This is a genomic window from Bacillus sp. FSL H8-0492 (assembly GCF_038006145.1).
Lineage (GTDB): Bacteria > Bacillota > Bacilli > Bacillales > Bacillaceae_G > Bacillus_A > Bacillus_A mycoides.
The window spans coordinates 32,501-57,888 of sequence record NZ_JBBOUP010000001.1; the positions used below are offsets into that span (position 1 = coordinate 32,501).

The following is a 25,388-nucleotide window of genomic DNA, read 5'->3' on the forward strand; positions in this document are numbered from 1 at the left end:
CGTAAGGCGAAGTATAGGGGCTGACACCTGCCCGGTGCTGGAAGGTTAAGGAGAGGGGTTAGCGTAAGCGAAGCTCTGAACTGAAGCCCCAGTAAACGGCGGCCGTAACTATAACGGTCCTAAGGTAGCGAAATTCCTTGTCGGGTAAGTTCCGACCCGCACGAAAGGTGTAACGATTTGGGCACTGTCTCAACCAGAGACTCGGTGAAATTATAGTACCTGTGAAGATGCAGGTTACCCGCGACAGGACGGAAAGACCCCGTGGAGCTTTACTGTAGCCTGATATTGAATTTTGGTACAGTTTGTACAGGATAGGCGGGAGCCATTGAAACCGGAGCGCTAGCTTCGGTGGAGGCGCTGGTGGGATACCGCCCTGACTGTATTGAAATTCTAACCTACGGGTCTCATCGACCCGGGAGACAGTGTCAGGTGGGCAGTTTGACTGGGGCGGTCGCCTCCTAAAGTGTAACGGAGGCGCCCAAAGGTTCCCTCAGAATGGTTGGAAATCATTCGTAGAGTGCAAAGGCATAAGGGAGCTTGACTGCGAGACCTACAAGTCGAGCAGGGACGAAAGTCGGGCTTAGTGATCCGGTGGTTCCGCATGGAAGGGCCATCGCTCAACGGATAAAAGCTACCCCGGGGATAACAGGCTTATCTCCCCCAAGAGTCCACATCGACGGGGAGGTTTGGCACCTCGATGTCGGCTCATCGCATCCTGGGGCTGTAGTCGGTCCCAAGGGTTGGGCTGTTCGCCCATTAAAGCGGTACGCGAGCTGGGTTCAGAACGTCGTGAGACAGTTCGGTCCCTATCCGTCGTGGGCGCAGGAAATTTGAGAGGAGCTGTCCTTAGTACGAGAGGACCGGGATGGACGCACCGCTGGTGTACCAGTTGTTCTGCCAAGGGCATAGCTGGGTAGCTATGTGCGGAAGGGATAAGTGCTGAAAGCATCTAAGCATGAAGCCCCCCTCAAGATGAGATTTCCCATAGCGTAAGCTAGTAAGATCCCTGAAAGATGATCAGGTTGATAGGTTCGAGGTGGAAGCATGGTGACATGTGGAGCTGACGAATACTAATAGATCGAGGACTTAACCATATAATATGAAGCAAATGTTATCTAGTTTTGAAGGAATATACCTTCATAGTTTGGTGATGATGGCAGAGAGGTCACACCCGTTCCCATACCGAACACGGAAGTTAAGCTCTCTAGCGCCGATGGTAGTTGGGACCTTGTCCCTGTGAGAGTAGGACGTCGCCAAGCAAGCTAAAACACAAGTCTTTTGACTTGTGTTTTTTTGTTTTTAAACAGTACATGAAAGAAGTAAAGGGAATACATAAGTAATACAAACACGTTGCCCAAGAATAAATCATATTATATAAAAAATTGATGTATATTTTCCGGAAATTTGTTAAGGAATAGAGGTATATAATATGTTTATTTAAAAAGGGAGGAAAGATTATGAAATTACCAAGTGAAATTTGCATCGTTTGTGAGACAAAAAGAGGGGAAGGAATATATGTATATAATAATTTAATATGTTACGAGTGCGAAAGAAATCTGGTGAATACTGAGACAACTGACCCGAAGTATATACATTATTTAAAACAACTGCGAAAATTAGAAGTATCATATTTTTAAATAGGCATTATGCCTATTATTTTTTTTGCCCTAATATCTGTATAATAGATACAGAATGAATAATAAGGAAGAGATATATATGAATCAAAATCGTATGCCTTTATATGAGGCGCTAATGGAATTTAAAGAAAGGCGACTACTATCTTTTCATGTTCCGGGTCATAAGAATGGTTTAAACTTCCCTCAGAAAGCTTCAGGGGGGTTTAAGGACATATTATCAATTGATGTAACAGAGTTAACAGGATTAGATGATTTACATAGCCCGTTTGAATGTATAGATGAAGCACAGCAATTATTAGCTGAAGTATATGGCGTGCACAAAAGTTATTTTTTAATTAATGGTTCAACAGTTGGAAATTTAGCAATGATTTTGTCTTGCTGCGGCGAACATGATATTGTCCTCGTACAAAGAAATTGTCATAAATCGATCATTAATGGTTTGAAATTAGCAGGGGCTAATCCGGTCTTTTTAAATCCATGGATTGATGAAGTACATAACGTACCAGTAGGTGTTCATGATGAAATTATTAAGGAGGCAATTACAAAGTATCCAAATGCAAAAGCACTTATTTTAACACATCCTAATTACTATGGTATGGGAATTGATTTAGAGGCAAGTATCGCTTACGCACATGCACATAAAATTCCTGTTCTAGTAGATGAAGCCCATGGGGCGCATTTTTGTATAGGGGACCCCTTCCCGAAGTCAGCATTAGTTTATGGTGCGGATATTGTGGTTCATTCCGCACATAAAACATTACCTGCGATGACAATGGGATCTTATTTACATATAAATAGCCGTTTGGTGAGCGAAGAAAAAGTTTCCTCCTATTTAAGTATGCTACAATCTAGTAGCCCATCGTATCCAATTATGGCTTCTCTTGATATAGCACGTTTTGCAATAGCAGTTATAAAGGAAGAGGGTCATGATGAAATCGTTGAGTTTTTACGCCGATTTAAAGAAGGATTGCGATCTATCCCACAAATAGCCATTTTGCAATATCCATCGCAAGATGAATTAAAAGTTACGGTGCAAACTCGCTGTCAGTTATCGGGGTATGAATTACAGTCTGTATTTGAAAAAGTCGGTATATATACGGAAATGGCAGATCCATATAACGTCCTATTTATATTACCGTTACAAGTAAATGAGGGGTATATGAAAGCTATAGAGATCATTCGATTAGCTATGCAGCAATATAAGGTAAAAGACAAGACAGTATCAATTCGTTATACTTATAAAGGGGAGATTTCCCCTTTACCGTATACGTATAAACAATTAGAGAGATACGAAACGAAGTTAGTATCTATAGAAGAAGCCGTTGGTATGATAGCTGCAGAAATGGTGATTCCGTATCCACCTGGAATTCCATTGATCATGTATGGAGAGAGAATTACTCAAGAACATACAAAGCAAATTACTCATTTAGAGAAAACAGGGGCTCGTTTTCAAGGTAGTACGCAATATATGAACGTGTATGATATAGAAAGTAGGTTTTAGGATGAAGGGATTATTTGTAACAATTGAAGGGCCAGAAGGTTCAGGTAAAACAACATTAATTAAAAGTTTATTACCATATTTTGAGCAAAAGGAACAAAAGGTAATGGCGACCAGAGAACCGGGTGGTATTGCAATTTCTGAAGATATTAGAACAATTTTACATAAACAAGAGTATACGATGATGGAAGCACGTACAGAGGCGCTCTTATATGCTGCTGCACGTAGACAACATTTAGTGGAAAAAGTTATGCCAGCACTTGAGGAAAACTATCTTGTACTATGTGATCGTTTTATAGATAGCTCTTTAGCATATCAAGGATATGCAAGAGGCTTAGGTATGGATAAAGTATTTGAAATTAATCGTTTCGCAACGGAAGATTGTATGCCTAGTTTAACAATCTATTTAGATATTGAGCCAGAGGTAGGTTTAGCACGAATTGGAAAAGATGCAGGACGTGAAGTAAATCGACTAGATATGGAAGATATCTCTTTCCATAAACGTGTGCGTGAAGGGTATTTACAAGTTGTAGAGCGTTTCTCTAATCGCATTGTATTAGTAAATGCTGATCAACCAATGAAAAAACTTATAGAAGAAGTTGTTCAGATTATAGAAGGTAAATTGTTATAATAGAAGGAAAGAATGAAATAAGTGAGGTATGCAGTATGATAAATACGTGGGAGCAGCTTTCTGCTATACAGCCCATCGGTGTCAAAATGTTGATGAATAGCATTGCAAAAGAGCGTATATCCCACGCTTACTTGTTAGAGGGAGGGAAAGGGACTGGGAAGTTCGCCACAGCAATTCAAATGGCAAAAAGTTTTCTCTGTTCACAAAGAAATGGTGTAGAGCCTTGTCATGTATGTACGAATTGTCGCCGAATTGATTCAGGTAACTACCCAAACTTACATATTGTAAAACCAGATGGATTATCTATTAAAAAACAGCAAATTCATGATTTACAAGAAGAGTTTTCAAAAACAGGATTAGAAGCAAATAAAAAAGTATATATTATTGAGCATGCAGATCGTATGACAGCAAATGCAGCGAATACGCTCTTAAAGTTTTTAGAAGAACCAAGTAGTGATACAACAGCTATTTTACTTACTGAACAAAGTCATCAGATTTTAAATACAATCTTATCTCGTTGTCAAGTTGTTACGTTTAGGCCGTTGCCTACAGAATCTTTAATTAAGAGGTTAGAGGAAGAAGGTATTACAGTTTCTTTATCTACACTTGCTGCGCAGCTTACAAATAGTTTTGAAGAAGCTTTATTAATGTGTAATGATGAATGGTTTGCACAAGCGAGAGCTTTAGTGATAAAATTATGTGAAGCGCTCGAAAAAGATAAGGCCTCTATTTTTTTTGTACAAGAAAAATGGGGGAAGCACTTTGGAGAGAAAGAACAATTACAGCAAGGCTTAGATATGTTACTCCTTATTTATAAGGATTTATTATATGTTCAACTTGGAGAAGAAGATCGTCTTGTTTTTCATGAGCAGAAAGAGATGTTTGAATCCTTTTCTTATGCTCAGAAGCGCATTGTATCAGCTCTCTTTAATATATTAGAGGCAAAAAATAGAATCAACGCTAATGTAAATGCGCAGCTTGTGTTCGAACAGTTAGTGTTGCGGTTGCAGGAGGGATGACCGTTTTGTATGATGTAGTAGGTGTTCGCTTTAAGAAGGCCGGAAAGGTATATTACTTTGATCCGAATCAGTTCGATATCTCAGAAAATGAGTTTGTAATTGTAGAAACGGTAAGAGGTATTGAGTACGGAAAAGTAGTTATTACCAAAAAGCAAGTTGATGAAAATGACGTTGTATTACCGCTAAAAAAAGTTATTCGTATTGCAAATGAAAATGATCGTACCATTGTTGAAGAGAATAGGCATGCTGCGAAAGAAGCATATCAAGTTTGTCAACAAAAGGTAGGAGAACATAATCTTGATATGAAGCTTGTAGATGTAGAGTATACGTTCGATCGTAATAAGATTATTTTTTACTTTACTGCGGATGGTCGGATTGATTTCCGGGAACTAGTGAAAGACTTAGCGGCAATTTTTAGGACAAGAATTGAGCTGAGACAGATCGGCGTTCGTGACGAAGCAAAAATGCTTGGTGGTATTGGTCCATGTGGTCGTATGCTTTGTTGTTCTACTTTTTTAGGAGATTTTGAACCTGTATCCATTAAAATGGCAAAGGATCAAAATTTATCATTAAATCCTGCAAAAATCTCTGGTTTATGTGGTCGCTTAATGTGTTGCTTAAAATATGAGAATGATGAATATGAGGCAGCAAAGGAACAACTTCCTGATTTAGATCAACGTATACAAACACCGCACGGTACTGGCCGTGTTATCGGATTAAATATTTTAGAAAGATTAATTCAAGTGGAACTAGTAGACAAGGAACGGATAGTAGAATATACGTTAGATGAATTAATGAATAAAGGGGTCGTTTCGAGTCAAACCACAGATTAATGAGGTGGGTGCTTGTGGAGAAAAAGGATATTTTTGCATCGGTTTCTAGTATGGAAGAGCAAATTGGACATTTATACAAACAGTTGGGAGAATTAAAACAACATCTTGCAGAATTATTGGAAGAAAACCAACATATAAAAATGGAAAATGAAAATTTGCGACATCGTTTTGAAGAAGTGCAGAACAAGGAAAAGCAAAAAACTCAAAAACGCAAAGAAATGAAGGCGAAGACAGATATTGGTGAAGGCTACGATAATCTAGCGAGACTATATCAAGAAGGTTTTCATATTTGCAATCTACATTATGGAAGTGTACGTAAAGAGGGAGATTGTTTATTCTGTCTGTCATTTTTAAATAAAAAGTGAGATTACCTTTCCAATATAATTGGAAAGGTAATTTTTTATACATGAGAGTAGAATGAAATTTATTTTTACATTAATAGAAGATGAAATAGGGTAGGTTAAGTGTAAGAAAGGGAGCAATATATGAATTTATATGAAGATGAGCGTTTAGATTACTTATTAGCGCAAAATATGAAGATTGTACAAAGTCCATCAGTATTTAATTTTTCTTTGGATGCTGTTTTACTTGCAGATTTTGCTTGGGTGCCAATTCAAAAAGGTAATTTACTTGATTTGTGTACAGGTAACGCAGTTATCCCTCTTTTATTAAGTACAAGGACAAAAGGGAAAATTACAGGTGTAGAAATTCAAGAGCGCTTATATGATATGGGAATAAGAAGCGTTCAATACAATAATTTAGCAGAAAGAATTCATTTAATCCATGGAGATTTGAAAGATATGCCGGAGAAACTTGGACGTCATCAATATGATGTTGTAACATGTAATCCTCCTTATTTTCAAACACCACAAACTTCTGAGAAGAATATGAATGAACATTTAGCGATAGCTCGTCATGAAATTATGTGCACACTAGAAGATGTTGTATACGCAAGTAGCCAGCTAGTGAAACAGGGTGGGAAAGTAGCATTTGTACATCGTCCAGGTCGTTTGCTCGACATCGTCACATTAATGCGTAAATACAAAATTGAACCGAAACGTGTGCGATTTGTTTATCCTAAGGCTGGTAAAGAAGCGAATACATTGTTAATTGAAGGAATTAAGGATGGGAATGCAGATTTGAAAATCTTACCACCTCTTTTTGTATATGAAGAAAACAATGAATATACAAGGGAGCTTCGTTCAATTTTATATGGAGAAGAATAAGCATTGTTTTTATGTGGTGGAGTGTTCTGATGGAAGTTATTATGCTGGATACACGAATCATATAGCAAAACGGATTCAGACTCATAATAGTGGAAAAGGTGCTAGATATACACGCGCTAGACTTCCAGTTGTTTTAAAATATGTAGAGGATCACGAGGATAAACGAACGGCTATGCAAGCTGAGTATCACTTTAAGCAGTTAACGAGGAAAAAAAAAGAAGAATATATGCAAAAAGGAGAACGCTATGTGGCAGCAAAAAAGCTTTCAGCAAAATGAAAAGGGAGTTTTATATTTAGTACCGACTCCAATCGGAAATTTAGAGGATATGACATTTCGTGCAATCCGAATTTTAAAAGAGGCAGACATTATTGCAGCGGAAGATACAAGGCAAACGAAGAAACTTTGTAATTACTTTGAAATTGAAACACCAGTTATGAGTTATCATGAGCATAATAAAGGAGTAAGTGGACGGAAAATTTTAGATAAGTTAGAAGAAGGTAAGACTGTAGCCATTGTGAGCGATGCTGGTATGCCATGTATTTCAGATCCTGGTTATGATATCGTTGTAGAGGCTGTAGCAGAACAATATCATGTTATCCCGCTTCCTGGGGCAAATGCAGCCCTTACAGCATTGATTGCATCAGGACTTGAGACAAAACATTTTTATTTCTATGGTTTCCTGCAAAGAAATAAAAAGGGACGTAAGCTTGAATTAGAAAAACTACGCTATATTCCAACTACAATGATGTTTTATGAGGCGCCACATCGTTTAGATGACACTTTAATCTCTATGCAAGAAGTATTAGGAAATAGGGAAATCGTATTATGTCGTGAGCTAACGAAAAAATTTGAAGAGTTTATTCGTGGAACAATTGAAGAGGCGATTGAGTGGACGAAGCAAAATGAAGTTCGTGGTGAGTTTTGTATTTTAGTAGCAGGTTCAACAGAAGAACCTACTCAAGAAGAACAATGGTGGGAAGTTATTTCAGTATATAATCATATTGAACATTATATAAATGAAAAAGGTATGAATTCAAAAGAAGCGATTAAAACAGTCGCTAAAGACCGAGATTTGTCGAAACGTGATGTATATCAAATCTATCATGTTGATAAAAAATAAGCTTCTCATAATTGAGAAGCTTACTTTGCTGTTTCGATATAATCTTGAAGTTCGTTTAAGACTTGTTCAGCGCCTTCTTTGCTTAAGATAATTTTACCTTCAGCTAAAGATAGGTTACCATCAGATACTTCACCAGTTACTTGGCAAGTCATGTTTGGTTTATATTTCTTTAAGATGATTTTTTCTTCATCAACGTAGATTTCAAGAGCGTCCTTTTCTGCAATACCTAAAGTGCGGCGTAATTCGATTGGAATTACTACACGACCTAATTCATCAACTTTACGAACGATACCAGTAGATTTCATAATTCTTTTCCTCCTAAATAAATAGTTTATAAGTTTCGAGTCTATTTTTTGATTCGTCATTTTTCGACAAAATACCCTATGGACATATGATACCAATCATTTACATTTCCGTCAATTCTTAAATTCTATATTTTTAAAAAAGATTTATAGATTTTTATACTTCTTATATATGATAGAATGTAAGTCATTTCTACAATTGTTTTGTATTATTTTTTGTAATGTTTATACTTTTCGGGAAATATATTGTATATTTTTTTGAATATGAGTAATAGATGATAAAGATATCGAGCATTAACTCGTTTTTATCCCGCTATTTGCGAGCAGTAAGACTCCCACTTCAAAATTTAGCCGGAGCAAAGAAGTTAAGTGGGAGTCGGGCTGCTCGTAAAAGCCCGATTGGTGTGGGCTGATAATCCATGGGGGATGAACCCTCCCCACGGATTAAAGTTTCACTTTATATATGAGTTTTTGATATACTGTTTATAAATACATATGAGGTTATTCGGGAGGTCCAAAACGATGAAAGAGGAAAATAAGTCCTTTTATATTACTACCCCAATTTATTATCCAAGTGGAAAGTTACACATTGGACATGCTTATACGACGGTAGCAGGAGATGCGATGGCACGATATAAGCGTATGCAAGGATACAATGTTCATTATTTAACAGGAACTGATGAGCATGGACAGAAGATCCAAAAGAAAGCAGAAGAACTAAATGTTACACCACAGGCATATGTGGATAACATTGTATCAGGGATTAAAGAACTTTGGGAGAAGATGGATATCTCTTATGATGATTTTATTCGTACAACTGAAGATCGTCATAAAGATGTTGTTGAGAAAATCTTCAAGCAGCTAGTAGATCAAGGCGATATTTATCTTGATGAATATGAAGGTTGGTATTCTGTACAAGATGAAACATTCTATACAGCGCATCAATTAGTAGATCCAATTATGGAAGGTGACAAAGTAGTTGGTGGAAAAAGCCCAGATAGTGGTCACGCTGTAGAACTTGTTCGCGAAGAGTCTTATTTCTTTAGAATGGGCAAATATGTAGACCGACTATTAAAGTTCTATGAAGATAACCCTCATTTCATTCAGCCGGAGTCCCGTAAAAATGAAATGATTAATAACTTCATTAAACCAGGATTAGAAGATTTAGCTGTTTCTCGTACTTCATTTGACTGGGGAGTTCGTGTTCCAGGTAACCCAAAACACGTTATTTACGTATGGGTAGATGCGTTGTCTAATTACATTACTGCATTAGGATATGGAACAGAAAATGAAGAGAAGTATAAAAAATTCTGGCCAGCAGATGTACATTTAGTTGGGAAAGAAATCGTTCGTTTCCACACAATTTATTGGCCAATTATTTTAATGGCTTTAGATTTACCACTTCCGAAGAAAGTCTTTGCTCATGGCTGGATTTTAATGAAGGATGGAAAAATGAGTAAGTCAAAAGGAAACGTAGTAGATCCAGTTACATTAATTGATCGTTACGGATTAGATGCATTGCGTTACTACTTACTTCGCGAAGTTCCATTTGGATCTGATGGAGTATTCACACCAGAAGGATTTGTTGAACGAATCAACTTTGATTTAGCGAATGATTTAGGTAACTTATTAAATCGTACAGTAGCTATGATTGATAAATACTTTAACGGGGAAATCCCTGCATTTAAAGCAAATGTAACTGAGTTCGATGAAACGCTAGTGACATTTGCCAAAGATACATTGAAAAAAGTAGAAGAGGCAATGGAGAATATGGAATTCTCTGTAGCGCTAAGTTCCATTTGGCAATTAGTTAGCCGTACAAACAAATATATTGATGAAACGCAGCCGTGGGTATTAGCGAAGGATGAGAATGATCGCGAAAAACTTGCGTCTGTAATGGCCCACTTAGCTGAGGTACTTCGTCAAACAGGTATTATGCTTATGCCATTCCTAACAGTAGCACCAAGTAAGATGTTTGCTCAACTTGGACTTACTGAAGAGGCGCATAAATCTTGGGAAAGCCTATCTACAATTGGATGTATTCCAGCTGGAACAAAAGTAGAAAAAGGAAACCCAATCTTCCCTCGTTTGGAAATGGAAGTAGAAGTGGGGTATATTAAAGAACAAATGCAAGGTTCTGCTCCTAAAGTAGAAGAGAAAAAAGCAGAAGAACCAAAGGCAGAAGAAATTACAATTGATGATTTCTTTAAAGTAGAATTACGAGTAGCTGAAGTAATATCCGCTGAACCTGTGAAAAAAGCAGATAAGTTGTTAAAAATTCAGCTTGATTTAGGTACAGAGAAGCGCCAAGTGGTTTCTGGGATTGCTAAATTCTATTCCCCAGAAGAACTAAAAGGTAAAAAGGTTATTTGTGTAACGAATTTAAAACCTGTAAAATTACGTGGTGAATTATCACAAGGTATGATTTTAGCAGGTGAAGAGAATGGCGTATTGTCATTAGCATCAATTGACCAGGATTTACCAAATGGTACAAAAATCAAGTAATTGAGACAAGAAAAGAGATGTTTCACGTGTAACATTGGTGAAGCGTCTTTTTTCTTTTTACATTCCGTTTTTTGCATTAAAATTGAAGTATTGTTATCGTTAAGTTAGAAAGAGTGTAGTTTTTCTATGAGAGAATTGATTTCAATATAAAAGGAGTTATTTATTATGTTGTTTGATACACATTCACATTTAAATGCAGAGCAATTTGAAGAAGATTTACAAGAAGTTATCGCGAGAATGAAAGAAGCGGGAGTTACATATACAGTTGTTGTTGGATTTGATGAAGTAACGATAAAGAAAGCAATTGAATTAGCAGAGGCTTATGATTTTATTTACGCTGCAGTTGGATGGCATCCTGTTGATGCAATCGATATGAAAGAAGAACATTTAGCTTGGTTAGAAGAATTAGCGGCTCATCCTAAAGTAGTTGCAATTGGGGAAATGGGATTAGATTATCACTGGGATAAGTCTCCAAAAGAAATACAGAAGGAAGTATTCCGTAAACAAATTGCATTAGCGAAAAAGGTGAAATTACCGATTATTATACATAACCGCGATGCAACTCAAGATATTGTTGATATCCTAGAGGAAGAGAATGCAGCTGAAGTAGGGGGCATTATGCATTGCTTTAGCGGTAGTGTAGAAGTAGCGCAGCGATGTGTCGATATGAACTTTTTAATTTCATTAGGTGGGCCAGTAACATTTAAAAATGCCAAGAAACCGAAAGAAGTTGCTATGGAGATTCCGTTAGAAAAATTATTGATAGAGACAGATTGCCCGTATTTAACACCACACCCATTTCGAGGGAAACGAAATGAACCTAGTTATGTAAAACTGGTAGCAGAAGAAATTGCGAATTTAAAAGGAATTTCTTATGACGAAGTAGCACAAGTAACAACAAAGAATGCCAAATCCTTATTTGGTGTTGAATAAAAAAGAATGGGGAGTCCCATTCTTTTTTTGTTTTTTGAGAAGAGAGACAGTAGAAGTGATAAGAACCCACTATTTACTCATAACATAAGTGTAGAAATATTGCGGATAAATTAAGATGGAGATAGAAGTGTTACAATAAGGATAGTGAACAAAGATTTTTCTCTTCTACTTTTTAAAATGTACGATTGGGAAAATAATAATGGAAAAGTCGTCATTTTTTTGTTTTACTAAGTAGAGATGAAAAGAGTGTGGAGGCAAGCATGAAAATTAAAGAGATTATCGTTGTAGAAGGTAAAGATGATACAGTTGCGATTAAACGTGCTGTTGATGCGGATACAATCGAAACGAACGGTTCAGCAATCGGTGATCACGTTATTGAGCAAGTTAAATTAGCGCAGCAAAAACGAGGCGTTATTATTTTCACAGATCCGGATTATCCTGGAGAGCGTATTCGAAAAATTATTTCTGACAAGGTTCCTGGATGTAAGCATGCTTTTTTAACGAAGGAAGAAGCACTTGCTAAAAGGAAAAAAGGTGTTGGAATCGAACATGCTTCTAATGAGTCGATTCGCCGTGCTTTAGAGAATATACATGAAGAAATGGAAGCTTACACAAGTGAAATTAGTTGGAGTGATCTAGTCGATGCGGGCTTAGTGGGCGGAGAAATGGCAAAGAGTCGCAGAGAAAGAGTGGGTAAGCTATTAAAGATTGGTTATACAAACGCAAAACAGTTACATAAACGTTTACAAATGTTTCAGGTTTCAAAGGAATCATTTGCAGAAGCTTATAAGCAAGTAATACAGGAGGAAAAAAAATGAAGGATATCGCAACACCAAATCGTACGAAAGACATTGTTGAAAAGTATGGATTTTCATTCAAAAAAAGTTTAGGACAAAATTTTTTAATTGATACGAATGTATTAAATCGTATCGTTGATCACGCAGAAATCGGTTCAGAAAGTGGTGCAATTGAAATTGGACCAGGTATCGGTGCATTAACAGAGCAATTGGCAAAGCGTGCTAAAAAAGTAGTGGCTTTTGAAATTGATCAGAGATTATTACCAATTTTAGACGAGACGTTAGCTCCATATAGCAACGTTACAGTTATAAATAAAGATGTACTAAAAGCAGATGTACATGAAGTGTTTAGTGAGCAATTTGAAGAAGGACAAGATGTAATGGTAGTAGCTAACTTACCATACTATATTACAACGCCAATTTTATTTAAATTGCTTGAAGAAAAATTACCGGTTCGTGGATTTGTGGTTATGATGCAAAAAGAAGTTGGGGATCGTTTAGCTGCTAAACCAGGAACGAAAGAGTATGGTTCTTTATCAATTGCCATTCAGTATTATACAGAGGTAGAAACAGTTATGACTGTACCGCGTACAGTGTTTGTGCCACAACCAAATGTTGATTCTGCGATTATTCGTCTTCTAAAGCGTCCTAAACCAGTTGTAGAAGTGACAGATGAAACTTTCTTCTTTGAAGTAGTACGAGCGAGTTTCGCACAGCGTCGTAAAACTTTAATGAATAATTTATCAAATAATTTAAATGGTTTCCCGAAAGATAAAGAGCTGTTGGATCGAATTTTGACAGAAGTAGGAATTGATCCGAAGCGAAGAGGCGAAACGCTATCTATCGAAGAGTTTGCAACATTGAGTAATGCATTAATTCTTCATAAATTGTCATAAGAATATGAAAGGGACAGTTCAACTTGAGCTGTCCCTTTTGTCACCTTTCCTTTCCTAAATTCATACTTTAAAAACAGGTAAGATGGCCTAACGAGTTTGGAGTTTGGAGGTAGGAGAATGGATTTACATGTTGGAGAATTAGTTGAACGATATTCTCATAATAGGGATATTCTTTTTCGTATTATAGAAATAAAAGGCGATATGGCAATATTATTTGGAGAGGAAATTAGACTTGTGGCGGATGCACCACTTGCAGATTTGGTTAGTATAGATCAACGAGAACATAAAAATAGAGTGAAGCGTGAAAAAGAAACGATGGAGCGTACTTACCGGTTGTTTCAGCAAGATTACGTGTTGATGAAGCAAAGACATGAACATAATTCAACTGGTGGATATACAAGTGAAGTGAATTATTTTCAAATGCCAGGACGTGTATTGCATATAGATGGAGATCCTTTATATTTGCGCAAGTGCTTAGATTTATATAATAAAATAGGCGTTCCTGTTCAAGGTATTCATTGTAAGGAAACGGAGATGCATGAAAAGGTAGTAGACTTAATAGATCATTTTCGCCCAGATATTTTAGTTATTACAGGACATGATGCATATACAAAGTCAAAAGGAGTTATGGGAGATTTAGCAGCATATAGACATTCTAGACATTTTGTACAGGCCGTTCGAGAAGTGCGGAAAAAGTATCCATCGTTAGATCAACTCGTTATTTTTGCTGGGGCTTGTCAATCACACTTTGAGGCGTTGATTCGGGCAGGTGCTAATTTTGCTAGTTCACCGTCTAGAATTAATATTCATGCTCTAGATCCTGTATATGTAGTTGGCAAAATTAGTTTCACTTCATTTATGGAAAGAGTAAATGTATGGGACGTTGTGCGTAATACAATTACTGGCGAAAAGGGACTAGGCGGAATTGAAACAAGAGGGATTTTACGAACAGGATTGCCCTTTCAACATTATGACGAATGAGCAAGGTACATACGTATCTTGCTTTTTTATATGGAAATGATTTAAATGAGTCTGGATAAAAAGCGGCAAGAACGTGCAGACTATACAATGATACTTTTAGAATATAGTATTTCTTCTATCTATTTGAACGCACGATGCTTTTATAATGATATTGTCTGTGAATTGCGGTTAATAATTGGGATAGATATATCGTGTTTTAAGTGTTCAATCTAAATTACAGCGAGGTGTAGCAAAGTATATGTCAAAACGTTTAGATGAAATTAAAAGCGAATTAGATCACCATCTTGGACAGCGACTTATGTTAAAGGCAAATAGTGGGAGAAGAAAAACTGTGGAGCAATCAGGTGTACTTGCAGAAACGTATCGTTCTGTGTTTGTTGTACAATTAGACCAGCAAGAAGATGCATTGCAACGTGTATCTTATAGTTATGCAGATGTTTTAACAGAGACAGTAGAGCTAACATTTTACGATGAATCTCAAAATGAAGTATTTTATAATTAATGTATTTTTTTGTTACATATATTCCCATAAATGAAAAGCTATATTATTTTGCATACTAATTATACCGTAGCAAAATAAGGAGGGACTCTGCATTGAGTAGACGAAGAGGAGTCATGTCAAATCAATTTAAAGAAGAGCTTGCAAAAGAGCTTGGCTTTTATGATGTTGTTCAGAAAGAAGGATGGGGCGGAATTCGTGCGAAAGATGCTGGTAATATGGTGAAACGTGCTATAGAAATTGCAGAACAGCAATTAATGAAACGAAACCAGTAGTTGTAAGATACTTTCTATGCTGCGGTAGCCGAGGAGAGATTCCTCGGCTTTTTGCACGCTAAAAGGTGCCATCATTTGACATAAGTAGTTTCATTCTGAATGCTTTTCGATATAATTAGGGAAGTGTCATCGTCTTACTATAAATTTATGGTAAAATAAACGATAAAAGATTGAGTACATAGAGTGGGTGAATAGATTGAAGCTACTAGTGAAAGCACCAGCAAAGATTAATCTGTCGTTAGATGTACTGGGAAAAAGACAAGATGGATATCATGAAGTGAAAATGATTATGACAACAATCGACTTGGCAGATCGTTTAGAGCTTACGGAATTAGCAGAAGACCGTATTGAAATTTTGTCCCATAATCGGTATGTCCCAGACGACCAACGCAATTTAGCTTATCAAGCAGCGAAATTATTAAAAGTGAAGTTTAATGTAAAAAAAGGTGTGTCTATTACTATTGAAAAAACGATTCCAGTAGCCGCTGGATTAGCAGGTGGAAGTAGTGATGCAGCAGCGACATTACGTGGCCTTAATAAGTTATGGAATTTAGGGCTAACAATCGATGAATTAGCAAAGCTTGGCGCAGAAATTGGGTCAGATGTATCGTTCTGTGTATATGGTGGAACTGCTATTGCCACTGGAAGAGGAGAAGAAATTGAACATATAAAGACTCCGCCTTCTTGTTGGGTTGTTTTAGCAAAGCCCCACATTGGTGTATCTACTGCTGATGTGTACGGAAATTTAAAATTAAATCGTGTTACTCATCCAAATGTAGATAAAATGGTTGAAGTCATTAACCATGGCGATTATAAAGGAATTTGTGATACTGTTGGTAACGTTTTAGAAGATGTGACGTTTGCGATGCATCCCGAGGTTGCACGTATTAAATCACAGATGAAACGCTTTGGGGCAGATGCCGTATTAATGAGTGGAAGTGGCCCAACTGTATTTGGTCTTGTACACCATGATTCGCGAATGCACCGCATATATAACGGGTTAAAAGGATTTTGCGAGCAAGTATATGCAGTGCGTTTATTAGGAGAGCGAGAAACGCTTGAATAAAGACGTATAATACGTTATGATTTGTTTAGAATATTCGTGATTTGAGGTGAGAGTATGAAAATTAGACGAAGTACAAGATTGGTCGATCTGACGTATTACTTGTTACAAAATCCTCGTCAGCTAGTTTCTCTCACTTTTTTTGCTGAAAGGTATCAATCGGCTAAATCTTCCATTAGTGAAGATTTAGTTATTATTAAGCAAACGTTTGAACAACAAGGTGTCGGCACATTGCAAACGGTACCAGGAGCAGCAGGAGGAGTGAAATATATTCCTTATATAAGTGAAGAAGAGGCAAATCTGATTATTAACGAGCTTTGTAGCTTATTTGAAAACCCAGACCGTATTTTGCCTGGCGGTTACTTATATATGACGGATCTTTTAAGTAATCCTCGCCAGATTAATGGCGCAGGTCGTTTATTTGCTTCTGTTTTTGCTAGGCAACCAATTGATGCGGTTATGACGGTAGCGACAAAAGGAATTCCGCTTGCTTATGCAGTAGCGAACTACTTAGATGTACCGGTAGTAATTGCGAGAAAAGATAATAAGGTAACAGAAGGACCCACTGTTAGTATTAACTATGTATCAGGTTCCTCTAAGCGAATCCAAACGATGACTTTAGCAAAGCGTAGCCTTCCAGAAGGGTCCAATGTTTTAATTATTGATGACTTTATGAAAGCAGGCGGAACCATTCAAGGTATGATGAGCATGCTAGAAGAGTTTAAAGCTAATGTTGTTGGGATTGGCGTATTAGTAGAGTCTACGGATATTGAAGAAAGACTTATTAATAACTTTGTATCATTAATTCGTCTGTCAGAAGTTGATGTGAAAGAAAAAGCAATTCAAGTGGAAAAGGGGAATTATGCACTTGCACCATTTGATAAAGGGCTTGTAGAGGCTGAGTAAAAAGGTAAAGCAGATAGCTTTACCTTTTTTTATTCCTATTTATAAATTACAAAATAGATGGACAAACTGCCTTTGTTACACTATTTTTAAAGAGTAAAAATAAATAATAAAAGGGTGAAAAGTATGAAAGTTGTTCAAACAAGCAAAGCACCACAGGCAATCGGACCATATTCACAAGGGATTATTGTAAATAATATGTTCTATAGTTCAGGACAAATTCCGTTAACGGCAAGTGGAGAACTTGTAACAGGAGATGTAACAGTACAAACAGAGCAAGTATTTGAAAATTTACAAGCGGTATTAGCAGAAGCAGGTGCTTCATTTGATACAGTGGTAAAAACAACAGTATTCTTGAAGGATATGGATGATTTTAATGCTGTTAATGAAGTATACGGTTCTTATTTCTCTACTCATAAACCAGCGCGTTCTTGTGTACAAGTAGCAAAATTACCGAAAGATGTTTCTGTTGAAATCGAAGTAATTGCCCTAGTTAAGTAACTCTTTGTAAGCGATAACCTCTACTAATCCTTATATTCAACTACAATAAAAATTTTTATCTTAAAAATTTTTAAAAAATTAAAGGAAAAATAGAAATTTTGTGGAATTTATACAAATATATCGCTTATTTAGAAAAGGGTGGTGAACACAAGATGGAAGTGACTGACGTAAGATTACGCCGCGTAAACACAGAAGGCCGCATGAGAGCAATTGCCTCTATTACTCTAGACCATGAATTTGTTGTTCATGATATTCGTGTAATTGATGGTAATAATGGATTATTTGTAGCAATGCCAAGTAAACGTACTCCAGATGGAGAATTCCGTGACATTGCACATCCAATTAATTCTAATACACGCTCTAAAATTCAAGATGCGGTTTTAACAGAGTATCATCGTTTAGGCGAGTTAGAAGAGGTTGAGTTTGAAGAAGCAGGCGCTTCGTAAAATTCGAATGAAAAGGGCTTTTGAAAGAAAGTCTTATAATTTTGTAACAAACTCCTGTAAGCATTTACAGGAGTTTGTTTTTTTTTTTGAATAATACACGTTTCTAATTATAAAAATTCATATTTTGAAAAAATAAAGATGAAAAACTTCTAATTTTTTCAAAATCATTTAAAATAGTATAGCTTATTCCTTAAAAAAGATACTAAAGAGTAAAACATCTTATAAGAATTATGGTAAAATTTAATAGTTATAATGTGTTTCTTGAAATATATGATGATTTAGGATAATATCGTTAATGGATAAATAGGTTGCGATGGAGGGTCTATATGTCAAACAGATTTGCAGTGATTCTAGCTGCAGGTAAAGGCACACGTATGAAGTCCAAGCTATACAAAGTGCTGCATCCTGTATGTGGAAAACCAATGGTACAACATGTAGTCAATGAAGTATCTCAATTAGGATTGCAGAAACTTGTAACAGTCGTTGGACATGGTGCTGAAAAGGTACAAGAACAGCTAGGAAACGTAAGTGAGTTTGCATTACAAGCAGAACAACTTGGTACAGCTCATGCTGTCGATCAAGCTGCAAGTGTACTTGCAAATGAAGAGGGAACAACTTTAGTTATTTGTGGTGATACACCTCTAATAACTGCTGAAACGATGGAAGCATTGCTTCAGCAACACGAAGAAGCGGGAGCAATGGCGACGGTACTAACAGCGTACATAGAAGAGCCTGCTGGATATGGCCGTATCGTTCGTAATGAGAATGGTCATGTTGAAAAGATTGTTGAGCATAAGGATGCAAATGAAAAAGAATTAGCTATTAAAGAAATCAATACAGGTACGTATTGTTTTGATAATAAAGCTTTATTTGCTTCACTTTCTAAAGTTTCAAATGATAATGTACAGGGCGAATATTACCTTCCGGACGTTATTGAAATTTTAAAAAATGAAGGTCATATTGTATCAGCTTATCAAACAGAGCACTTCGATGAAACGTTAGGTGTTAACGACAGAGTCGCTCTATCGCAAGCGGAAATTATTATGAAAAATCGTATTAACAGAAAGAACATGGTAAATGGTGTTACAATTATTGATCCAAGTAACACATACATTTCTGCGGATGCAGTTATTGGTAGTGATACAGTTCTTCACCCAGGAACGGTTATTGAGGGGAACACTGTAATTGGTTCTGATTGTGAAATTGGACCGCATACAGTAATTCGCGATAGTGAAATTGGAGATCGTACGGTAATTCGTCAATCTACTGTACATGACAGCAAACTTGGTACAGAAGTATCAGTTGGTCCATTTGCACATATTCGCCCAGATTCAGTTATTGGAGATGAAGTGCGCGTTGGAAACTTCGTAGAAATCAAAAAAACTGTTTTTGGTAATAGAAGTAAAGCTTCACACTTAAGTTATATCGGGGATGCACAAGTTGGAGAAGACGTGAATCTTGGTTGTGGTTCAATTACGGTGAACTACGACGGCAAGAATAAATTTAAAACTGTAATTGGTAACGGGGTATTTATTGGATGTAATTCAAACCTTGTTGCGCCTGTAACAGTTGAAGATGGTGCTTATGTGGCAGCAGGCTCTACAATAACAGAGAATGTTCCATCAAAAGCATTATCAGTAGCACGTGCACGTCAAGTTAACAAAGAAGACTATGTTGATCAATTGCTGAATAAGAAAAAATCATAATGTGGAGGGTTAATCTAGATGTCGACTCAATATCTAAATTCTAATTTGAAAGTATTCTCTTTAAACTCTAATAAGGAACTTGCTGAGCAAATCGCAAAGCATATTGGAGTAGGACTAGGAAAATGTTCTGTTGATCGTTTTAGTGATGGAGAAGTTCAAATTAACATTGAAGAAAGTATCCGTGGTTGCGATGTATTCATTATTCAATCTACAAGCTTCCCAGTAAACGAACATATCATGGAATTACTTATTATGATTGATGCATTAAAACGTGCATCTGCAAAAACAATTAATATTGTTATTCCTTACTATGGTTATGCGCGTCAAGACCGTAAAGCGCGTTCTCGTGAACCAATTACATCGAAACTTGTAGCAAACTTGCTTGAAACAGCAGGTGCAACTCGTGTAATCACTCTAGATTTACATGCTCCGCAAATTCAAGGATTCTTTGATATCCCGATCGACCACTTAATGGGTGTACCGATTCTTTCAGACTACTTTGAAGCAAAAGGCCTTAAAGATATCGTAATCGTATCTCCTGATCACGGTGGTGTAACTCGTGCTAGAAAAATGGCAGATCGCCTAAAAGCGCCAATCGCTATTATTGATAAGCGTCGTCCTCGTCCGAATGTATCTGAGGTAATGAACATTATCGGTAACATCGAAGGCAAAACAGCAATTTTAATTGATGACATCATTGATACAGCTGGTACAATTACATTAGCGGCAAACGCTCTTGTTGAGAACGGTGCTTCTGAAGTATATGCTTGCTGTACACACCCAGTATTATCTGGTCCAGCAATTGAGCGTATTCAAAATTCGAATATTAAAGAGTTAGTTGTAACGAACTCTATCGTATTACCAGAAGAGAAGAAAATTGATAAAGTACATGAACTTTCAGTTGCTCCATTAATCGGAGAAGCAATCATTCGTGTATACGAAGAAGAATCTGTAAGTGTATTATTCAATTAATTGGATAGAATGAGACGTAACCAAGCTTGGTTACGTCTTTTCGTATCGAAAAAAGAAAGTAGTGGTACAAGAATGAAATTAATAGTAGGACTTGGGAACCCAGGTAGAGAATATGAATTAACAAGGCATAATATTGGATTTATGGCAATCGATGAACTTGCAAAACGTTGGAGTATTTCTTTGAATGAACAAAAGTTTAAAGGGGTATTTGGCGCAGGTTTTGTTAATGGGGAAAAAGTAATCTTACTAAAGCCACTTACATATATGAATTTATCTGGGGAAAGTATCCGTCCACTCATGGATTATTATAAAATTGATGTCGAGGACTTCATTGTTATGTACGATGATTTAGATATTCCTGTAGGTAAATTACGCCTTCGCATGAAAGGTAGTGCGGGTGGACATAATGGTGTGAAATCAACAATTTCACATTTAGGAACACAAGAATTTCAACGTATCCGCATGGGAATCGATCGTCCGAAAAATGGGATGAAAGTAGTGGATTACGTATTAGGACGTTTTACATCTGAAGAAATATCTGGCGTTAATCAATCCATTGAAAATGCAGCAGATGCATGTGAGGAATGGTTAAATAAACCTTTTCTCCAAATCATGAATACTTTTAATAGTTAAGCGCACAATCTGGAATATTTTATTTTGTTTTATCACATACTAGTAGCAATTGGATATTTAGGAGGCTAGTATGGAAGGTTATTATTACTGTAGACATTGTGGAAGTAATGTGGGCTCCATTATCGCAGAAAAAGTATATAGCGACGTTTTGTTTCAACTAACAGAGCAAGAAGTAGTGGATATGATTCATTTTCATGAGAATGGAAATATATATATAAAAACGATTTGTGAATCGTGTCAAGAAACGCTCGCATCTTATCCTGAGTATTATGAATATGAAAAATTTCTGCAATAAAATGTTGTCGCTTTGGCATGTCCAAAGCATTTTTCTGTTTTCTTTTTCCAAAATATTTGCATAAAATATAGTAACTTGCTCTTTATGTTGAGAGGAGTTTTGAAAATGATAGGTTTATTAGAGCAATTTTATAAAAATGAAGAAATACAATCGGTTATTAATGGGCTAGAAGATGGGTTGAAAGAACAACTTGTATCGGGTATGGCAACATCCTCTCGTTCATTATTAATGGCAGCTTTATATAAAAAGACAAAGCAATCACAACTTATCGTGACGCACAATTTATACCAAGCACAAAAAGTACATGAAGATTTAGTGGCGTTACTTGGTGAAAAAGATGTTTGGCTATATCCGGTAAATGAATTGATAGCATCGGAGGTTGGTGTTGCAAGTCCAGAATTGAAGGCACAGCGTATTGAAGTGTTAAATCGCTTAGCTGCAGGAGAGAATGGGATTATTGTAGCGCCAGTTGCAGGGCTGCGTAGGTTTTTACCAATAAAAGAATTATGGAAGCAAAGGCAAATTGAAATCAATCTAGGGCAAGAGATTGATTTAGATGCACTCTTGCATACTTTACATCATATTGGCTACGAGCGTAAGTCAATGGTAGAAGCTCCAGGAGAGTTCAGTTTACGCGGGGGAATATTAGATATTTACCCATTAACGGAAGAATTACCGTTTCGTATTGAATTCTTCGATACAGAAGTCGATTCTATTCGATTGTTTGATGTGGATGAACAGCGTTCTCAAGATAAAAAGGAAAGTGTTAAGTTCGGTCCAGCAACAGAGTTTTTATTTTCACAGGAAGAATTGAAATCGGGAATTAAGCATCTTGAAGAAGGTTTGACTAAGACGATGCAAAAGCTTTCCGATGATAAATTAAAGACTACTGTGCTTGAGACGGTTAGTCATGAAATTGAAATGTTGAAAAACGGGCAGAGTATAGAACAAATGTTTAAATATTTATCTATTTTCTATAAAGAACCTGCTAGTCTGATAGATTATTTACCAGAAAATGGTGTTGTAATTTTAGATGAGATTTCCCGTATTCAAGAAACAGCATCACACCTTGAAACAGAAGAAGCGGAATGGTATATCTCACTTCTTGGCGAAGGAACAATTATTCAGGATTTATCTTTCTCCCACTCGTTTGAGGAGTTTCTTCATAATAAAAAAAGAAGTTTTGTATATTTAACGTTATTCTTACGCCATATAGCACACACACATCCTCAAAATATTGTAAATGTGACATGTAAAACGATGCAAGATTTCCACGGACAGATGCATTTGTTAAAAACTGAAATTGATAGATGGAATGAAGGTAATTTTACGACCGTTGTGCTTGGAACAGATGATGAACGTGTAAAAAAACTACAACATATTTTAAGTGATTATGATATTGATGCAGACATTGTAGAGGCGACAGATATCTTATTGCCTGGAAGGTTACAAATTGCTGTAGGTGATTTACATGCAGGCTTTGAAATGCCGATGCAAAAGTTTGTTGTCATTACTGAAAAGGAGCTTTTTCATAAGAAGGTTAAAAAATCACAACGTAAGCAAAAGTTATCTAACGCTGAACGTATTAAAAGTTATTCGGAATTAAAAGTTGGAGACCATGTAGTTCATGTAAATCATGGTATAGGTAAATTTTTAGGTATTGAGACATTAGAGATTAATGGTGTTCATAAAGATTATTTAAATATTAAATATCAAGGTAATGATAAGTTATACGTTCCAATTGAACAAATTGATCAAGTGCAAAAATACGTAGGGTCTGAAGGTAAGGAACCAAAAGTTTATAAATTAGGCGGAAATGATTGGAAGAAGGTCAAAACGAAAGTTGAAAAATCTGTACAAGACATTGCAGATGACCTAATTAAATTATATGCCGAGCGTGAAGCTTCGAAAGGTTATGCATATACACCAGATACGGCAGAGCAACAAGAGTTTGAATCTTTATTCCCATATCAAGAGACAGAGGATCAATTACGTTCTATTGAAGAGATTAAGAAAGATATGGAACGCGGACGTCCGATGGATAGGCTTCTTTGTGGTGACGTAGGATATGGAAAGACGGAAGTAGCTATTCGTGCGGCATTTAAAGCAATTATGGATGAAAAACAAGTTGCGATTTTAGTACCAACAACAATCCTTGCACAACAACACTATGAAACAATTCGAGAGCGTTTTCAAGATTATCCGATTAATATAGGGTTACTAAGTAGATTCCGTACACGAAAACAACAAAATGAAACGATTAAAGGTTTAAAAGATGGAACGGTGGATATTGTAATCGGAACGCATCGTATTTTATCTAAAGATGTTACTTATAAAGATTTAGGACTTCTTATTATTGATGAAGAACAAAGATTCGGCGTTACACATAAAGAAAAAATTAAACAATTGAAAGCAAATGTTGACGTGTTAACATTAACGGCAACTCCGATTCCACGTACACTTCATATGTCTATGCTTGGTGTGCGCGATTTATCTGTTATTGAGACACCACCAGAGAATCGTTTCCCAGTACAAACATATGTAGTAGAGTATAATCCAGCGTTAATGCGAGAAGCGATAGAGCGAGAGTTAGCAAGAGGCGGTCAAATTTACTTCCTATATAACCGTGTGGAGGATATTGAAAGAAAAGCAGATGAAATTTCGATGTTAGTTCCAGATGCTCGTGTAACATACGCACATGGGAAAATGAATGAAGGTGAATTAGAGTCTGTTATGCTATCGTTTTTAGAAGGGCAGCATGATGTTCTTGTAAGTACGACAATTATTGAGACGGGTGTAGATATTCCGAATGTAAATACATTAATTGTATTTGATGCAGATCGTATGGGATTATCGCAGTTGTATCAGCTTCGTGGTCGTGTTGGGCGTTCTAATCGCGTCGCGTATGCATACTTTGCATACAAACGTGATAAAGTGTTATCGGAAGTTGCAGAGAGGCGTCTGCAAGCAATTAAAGAGTTTACAGAGCTTGGATCTGGTTTCAAAATTGCGATGAGAGACTTATCAATTCGTGGTGCGGGTAATTTGTTAGGGGCAGAACAACATGGATTTATTGATTCTGTCGGATTTGATCTATATTCTCAAATGTTAAAAGATGCAATTGAGCAACGTAGAGGAACAGACGGAGTTGAAAATACCGTTAATGTTGAAATTGATTTAGAAGTAGATGCATATTTACCGGATGCGTACATTTCAGATAGTAAACAAAAAATTATGATGTATAAACAATTTAGAGGTATTTCTGCAATTGAAGATATTGAAGAGTTGCAGGAAGAGATGATCGACAGATTTGGTGATTACCCACAAGAAGTTGGTTATTTATTACAAATTGCAAACATTAAAGTGTTGGCGATGAAAGAAAAAATTGAGTTAATTAAGCAAAATAAATTTGAAGTAACATTCCTGTTTTCTGAACAAGCGAGCCAAAATATAGATGGTGGAAAATTATTCATGCTAGGAAGTAGTTTTGGCCGTATGATCGGTCTTGGTATGGAGGGGTCACAATTGAAAATTGTGATGAAAACGAATGGATTAGAGACGTCGAAATGGTTAACAATTGCTGAAAATTTATTAAAAGGCTTGCCAGATGTAAAAAAAGAAGTAATAAATGCCTAATATAAGATAAAAAATACAATTCGACGTGCATAGAAGAACTAATGTGTAAAATACTATGTTTAATAGTTGGTGATTTTTAC

26 protein-coding genes and 2 rRNA genes (1 of these 28 cut by a window edge) are annotated in these 25,388 nt (G+C 36.5%); 27 read left to right on the forward strand and 1 reads right to left on the reverse strand.

Annotated features, from left to right (window positions below; genetic code table 11):
- From MHH66_RS00165 to rsmI, 11 genes are all read left to right on the forward strand, one after another.
- Positions 1-1,094 (forward strand): 23S ribosomal RNA (locus MHH66_RS00165) (it extends 1,828 nt beyond the left edge of the window).
- Positions 1,095-1,143: 49 nt separating this feature from the next.
- A 5S ribosomal RNA gene (gene rrf / locus MHH66_RS00170) occupies positions 1,144-1,259 on the forward strand.
- A gap of 198 nt (positions 1,260-1,457) precedes the next feature.
- On the forward strand, positions 1,458-1,637 hold the full coding sequence (locus tag MHH66_RS00175; RefSeq protein WP_002130199.1) for a sigma factor G inhibitor Gin: 180 nt from the start codon (positions 1,458-1,460) through the stop codon (positions 1,635-1,637).
- Between the two features lie 79 nt (positions 1,638-1,716).
- On the forward strand, positions 1,717-3,138 hold the full coding sequence (locus tag MHH66_RS00180) for an aminotransferase class I/II-fold pyridoxal phosphate-dependent enzyme (protein WP_033708702.1): 1,422 nt from the start codon (positions 1,717-1,719) through the stop codon (positions 3,136-3,138).
- Position 3,139: 1 nt separating this feature from the next.
- Positions 3,140-3,766: a dTMP kinase gene (tmk, locus tag MHH66_RS00185; protein ID WP_063219521.1), complete on the forward strand. Its 627-nt coding sequence runs from the start codon at positions 3,140-3,142 to the stop codon at positions 3,764-3,766.
- A 35-nt stretch (positions 3,767-3,801) separates the two neighbouring features.
- The gene (holB, locus tag MHH66_RS00190; RefSeq protein WP_002009636.1) at positions 3,802-4,785 is read left to right on the forward strand and encodes a DNA polymerase III subunit delta'; all 984 of its coding nucleotides are present in this window, start codon (positions 3,802-3,804) and stop codon (positions 4,783-4,785) included.
- Between the two features lie 5 nt (positions 4,786-4,790).
- Positions 4,791-5,618, forward strand: coding sequence for a PSP1 domain-containing protein (locus MHH66_RS00195; RefSeq protein WP_002009637.1), 828 nt, complete (start codon positions 4,791-4,793; stop codon positions 5,616-5,618).
- Between the two features lie 14 nt (positions 5,619-5,632).
- Positions 5,633-5,983, forward strand: coding sequence for a DNA replication initiation control protein YabA (gene yabA / locus MHH66_RS00200; RefSeq protein ID WP_002009639.1), 351 nt, complete (start codon positions 5,633-5,635; stop codon positions 5,981-5,983).
- Positions 5,984-6,103: 120 nt separating this feature from the next.
- Positions 6,104-6,844, forward strand: coding sequence for a tRNA1(Val) (adenine(37)-N6)-methyltransferase (locus MHH66_RS00205; RefSeq protein ID WP_078185810.1), 741 nt, complete (start codon positions 6,104-6,106; stop codon positions 6,842-6,844).
- Positions 6,831-7,121, forward strand: coding sequence for a GIY-YIG nuclease family protein (locus MHH66_RS00210; RefSeq protein WP_042889529.1), 291 nt, complete (start codon positions 6,831-6,833; stop codon positions 7,119-7,121). Before MHH66_RS00205 ends, MHH66_RS00210 begins: the two co-directional genes overlap by 14 nt.
- Positions 7,090-7,965, forward strand: a complete 876-nt coding sequence (rsmI, locus tag MHH66_RS00215; RefSeq protein WP_002138891.1) for a 16S rRNA (cytidine(1402)-2'-O)-methyltransferase — start codon at positions 7,090-7,092, stop codon at positions 7,963-7,965. Before MHH66_RS00210 ends, rsmI begins: the two co-directional genes overlap by 32 nt.
- 20 nt (positions 7,966-7,985) lie before the next feature.
- On the opposite strand, the gene MHH66_RS00220 is transcribed toward rsmI, so the two are convergent.
- Complete coding sequence (locus MHH66_RS00220) at positions 7,986-8,270, reverse strand: AbrB/MazE/SpoVT family DNA-binding domain-containing protein (protein WP_002063374.1); 285 nt, start codon at positions 8,268-8,270, stop codon at positions 7,986-7,988.
- A 519-nt stretch (positions 8,271-8,789) separates the two neighbouring features.
- Between MHH66_RS00220 and metG the strand changes: the two genes are divergently transcribed.
- The 16 genes from metG to mfd all read left to right on the forward strand — a co-directional run bounded on the left by metG (position 8,790) and on the right by mfd (position 25,308).
- The gene (gene metG, locus MHH66_RS00225; protein ID WP_063219518.1) at positions 8,790-10,772 is read left to right on the forward strand and encodes a methionine--tRNA ligase; all 1,983 of its coding nucleotides are present in this window, start codon (positions 8,790-8,792) and stop codon (positions 10,770-10,772) included.
- A 165-nt stretch (positions 10,773-10,937) separates the two neighbouring features.
- A complete protein-coding gene (locus MHH66_RS00230; protein ID WP_002009645.1) occupies positions 10,938-11,705 on the forward strand; it encodes a TatD family hydrolase in 768 nt (255 codons plus the stop codon).
- A gap of 260 nt (positions 11,706-11,965) precedes the next feature.
- Positions 11,966-12,523, forward strand: a complete 558-nt coding sequence (gene rnmV, locus MHH66_RS00235) for a ribonuclease M5 (protein ID WP_002029323.1) — start codon at positions 11,966-11,968, stop codon at positions 12,521-12,523.
- Complete coding sequence (rsmA, locus tag MHH66_RS00240) at positions 12,520-13,398, forward strand: 16S rRNA (adenine(1518)-N(6)/adenine(1519)-N(6))-dimethyltransferase RsmA (RefSeq protein WP_002091590.1); 879 nt, start codon at positions 12,520-12,522, stop codon at positions 13,396-13,398. The genes rnmV and rsmA overlap by 4 nt, the downstream gene beginning before the upstream one ends.
- A 117-nt stretch (positions 13,399-13,515) precedes the next feature.
- Entirely contained in the window at positions 13,516-14,379 is an 864-nt protein-coding gene (gene yabG, locus MHH66_RS00245; RefSeq protein ID WP_002009651.1) for a sporulation peptidase YabG, read from the forward strand.
- Between the two features lie 238 nt (positions 14,380-14,617).
- Entirely contained in the window at positions 14,618-14,881 is a 264-nt protein-coding gene (veg, locus tag MHH66_RS00250; RefSeq protein WP_002009653.1) for a biofilm formation stimulator Veg, read from the forward strand.
- Positions 14,882-14,973: 92 nt separating this feature from the next.
- Entirely contained in the window at positions 14,974-15,153 is a 180-nt protein-coding gene (gene sspF, locus MHH66_RS00255; protein WP_002094215.1) for an acid-soluble spore protein SspF, read from the forward strand.
- A gap of 196 nt (positions 15,154-15,349) precedes the next feature.
- Positions 15,350-16,219, forward strand: coding sequence for a 4-(cytidine 5'-diphospho)-2-C-methyl-D-erythritol kinase (gene ispE, locus MHH66_RS00260; RefSeq protein WP_012260164.1), 870 nt, complete (start codon positions 15,350-15,352; stop codon positions 16,217-16,219).
- A 54-nt stretch (positions 16,220-16,273) separates the two neighbouring features.
- On the forward strand, positions 16,274-17,122 hold the full coding sequence (purR, locus tag MHH66_RS00265; RefSeq protein ID WP_002091587.1) for a pur operon repressor: 849 nt from the start codon (positions 16,274-16,276) through the stop codon (positions 17,120-17,122).
- 123 nt (positions 17,123-17,245) lie between these two features.
- Positions 17,246-17,620, forward strand: coding sequence for a RidA family protein (locus MHH66_RS00270; RefSeq protein ID WP_000869819.1), 375 nt, complete (start codon positions 17,246-17,248; stop codon positions 17,618-17,620).
- Positions 17,621-17,772: 152 nt separating this feature from the next.
- Positions 17,773-18,066: a septation regulator SpoVG gene (spoVG, locus tag MHH66_RS00275; RefSeq protein WP_000454042.1), complete on the forward strand. Its 294-nt coding sequence runs from the start codon at positions 17,773-17,775 to the stop codon at positions 18,064-18,066.
- 326 nt (positions 18,067-18,392) lie between these two features.
- Complete coding sequence (gene glmU / locus MHH66_RS00280; protein WP_002166365.1) at positions 18,393-19,772, forward strand: bifunctional UDP-N-acetylglucosamine diphosphorylase/glucosamine-1-phosphate N-acetyltransferase GlmU; 1,380 nt, start codon at positions 18,393-18,395, stop codon at positions 19,770-19,772.
- Between the two features lie 18 nt (positions 19,773-19,790).
- On the forward strand, positions 19,791-20,744 hold the full coding sequence (locus MHH66_RS00285; protein ID WP_002091580.1) for a ribose-phosphate diphosphokinase: 954 nt from the start codon (positions 19,791-19,793) through the stop codon (positions 20,742-20,744).
- 72 nt (positions 20,745-20,816) lie between these two features.
- The gene (pth, locus tag MHH66_RS00290) at positions 20,817-21,377 is read left to right on the forward strand and encodes an aminoacyl-tRNA hydrolase (RefSeq protein ID WP_002144538.1); all 561 of its coding nucleotides are present in this window, start codon (positions 20,817-20,819) and stop codon (positions 21,375-21,377) included.
- 70 nt (positions 21,378-21,447) lie between these two features.
- Positions 21,448-21,672 carry an anti-sigma-F factor Fin family protein gene (locus MHH66_RS00295; protein WP_002091576.1) on the forward strand — a complete coding sequence of 75 codons (225 nt, stop codon included), beginning with the start codon at positions 21,448-21,450 and terminating at the stop codon, positions 21,670-21,672.
- A 105-nt stretch (positions 21,673-21,777) separates the two neighbouring features.
- The gene (gene mfd / locus MHH66_RS00300) at positions 21,778-25,308 is read left to right on the forward strand and encodes a transcription-repair coupling factor (RefSeq protein ID WP_002130216.1); all 3,531 of its coding nucleotides are present in this window, start codon (positions 21,778-21,780) and stop codon (positions 25,306-25,308) included.
- Positions 25,309-25,388 lie beyond the last annotated feature (80 nt).

Bases quoted from the DNA above. Each gene is read 5' to 3' on its own strand.
- MHH66_RS00175 (WP_002130199.1), top strand. From the start codon at position 1,458: ATGAAATTACCAAGTGAAATTTGCATCGTTTGTGAGACAAAAAGAGGG.
- MHH66_RS00180 (WP_033708702.1), top strand. From the start codon at position 1,717: ATGAATCAAAATCGTATGCCTTTATATGAGGCGCTAATGGAATTTAAA.
- tmk (WP_063219521.1), top strand. From the start codon at position 3,140: ATGAAGGGATTATTTGTAACAATTGAAGGGCCAGAAGGTTCAGGTAAA.
- holB (WP_002009636.1), top strand. From the start codon at position 3,802: ATGATAAATACGTGGGAGCAGCTTTCTGCTATACAGCCCATCGGTGTC.
- MHH66_RS00205 (WP_078185810.1), top strand. From the start codon at position 6,104: ATGAATTTATATGAAGATGAGCGTTTAGATTACTTATTAGCGCAAAAT.
- MHH66_RS00210 (WP_042889529.1), top strand. From the start codon at position 6,831: ATGGAGAAGAATAAGCATTGTTTTTATGTGGTGGAGTGTTCTGATGGA.
- rsmI (WP_002138891.1), top strand. From the start codon at position 7,090: ATGTGGCAGCAAAAAAGCTTTCAGCAAAATGAAAAGGGAGTTTTATAT.
- MHH66_RS00220 (WP_002063374.1), bottom strand. From the start codon at position 8,270: ATGAAATCTACTGGTATCGTTCGTAAAGTTGATGAATTAGGTCGTGTA.
- metG (WP_063219518.1), top strand. From the start codon at position 8,790: ATGAAAGAGGAAAATAAGTCCTTTTATATTACTACCCCAATTTATTAT.
- MHH66_RS00230 (WP_002009645.1), top strand. From the start codon at position 10,938: ATGTTGTTTGATACACATTCACATTTAAATGCAGAGCAATTTGAAGAA.
- rnmV (WP_002029323.1), top strand. From the start codon at position 11,966: ATGAAAATTAAAGAGATTATCGTTGTAGAAGGTAAAGATGATACAGTT.
- rsmA (WP_002091590.1), top strand. From the start codon at position 12,520: ATGAAGGATATCGCAACACCAAATCGTACGAAAGACATTGTTGAAAAG.
- yabG (WP_002009651.1), top strand. From the start codon at position 13,516: ATGGATTTACATGTTGGAGAATTAGTTGAACGATATTCTCATAATAGG.
- veg (WP_002009653.1), top strand. From the start codon at position 14,618: ATGTCAAAACGTTTAGATGAAATTAAAAGCGAATTAGATCACCATCTT.
- purR (WP_002091587.1), top strand. From the start codon at position 16,274: ATGAAAATTAGACGAAGTACAAGATTGGTCGATCTGACGTATTACTTG.
- MHH66_RS00270 (WP_000869819.1), top strand. From the start codon at position 17,246: ATGAAAGTTGTTCAAACAAGCAAAGCACCACAGGCAATCGGACCATAT.
- spoVG (WP_000454042.1), top strand. From the start codon at position 17,773: ATGGAAGTGACTGACGTAAGATTACGCCGCGTAAACACAGAAGGCCGC.
- glmU (WP_002166365.1), top strand. From the start codon at position 18,393: ATGTCAAACAGATTTGCAGTGATTCTAGCTGCAGGTAAAGGCACACGT.
- MHH66_RS00285 (WP_002091580.1), top strand. From the start codon at position 19,791: ATGTCGACTCAATATCTAAATTCTAATTTGAAAGTATTCTCTTTAAAC.
- pth (WP_002144538.1), top strand. From the start codon at position 20,817: ATGAAATTAATAGTAGGACTTGGGAACCCAGGTAGAGAATATGAATTA.
- MHH66_RS00295 (WP_002091576.1), top strand. From the start codon at position 21,448: ATGGAAGGTTATTATTACTGTAGACATTGTGGAAGTAATGTGGGCTCC.
- mfd (WP_002130216.1), top strand. From the start codon at position 21,778: ATGATAGGTTTATTAGAGCAATTTTATAAAAATGAAGAAATACAATCG.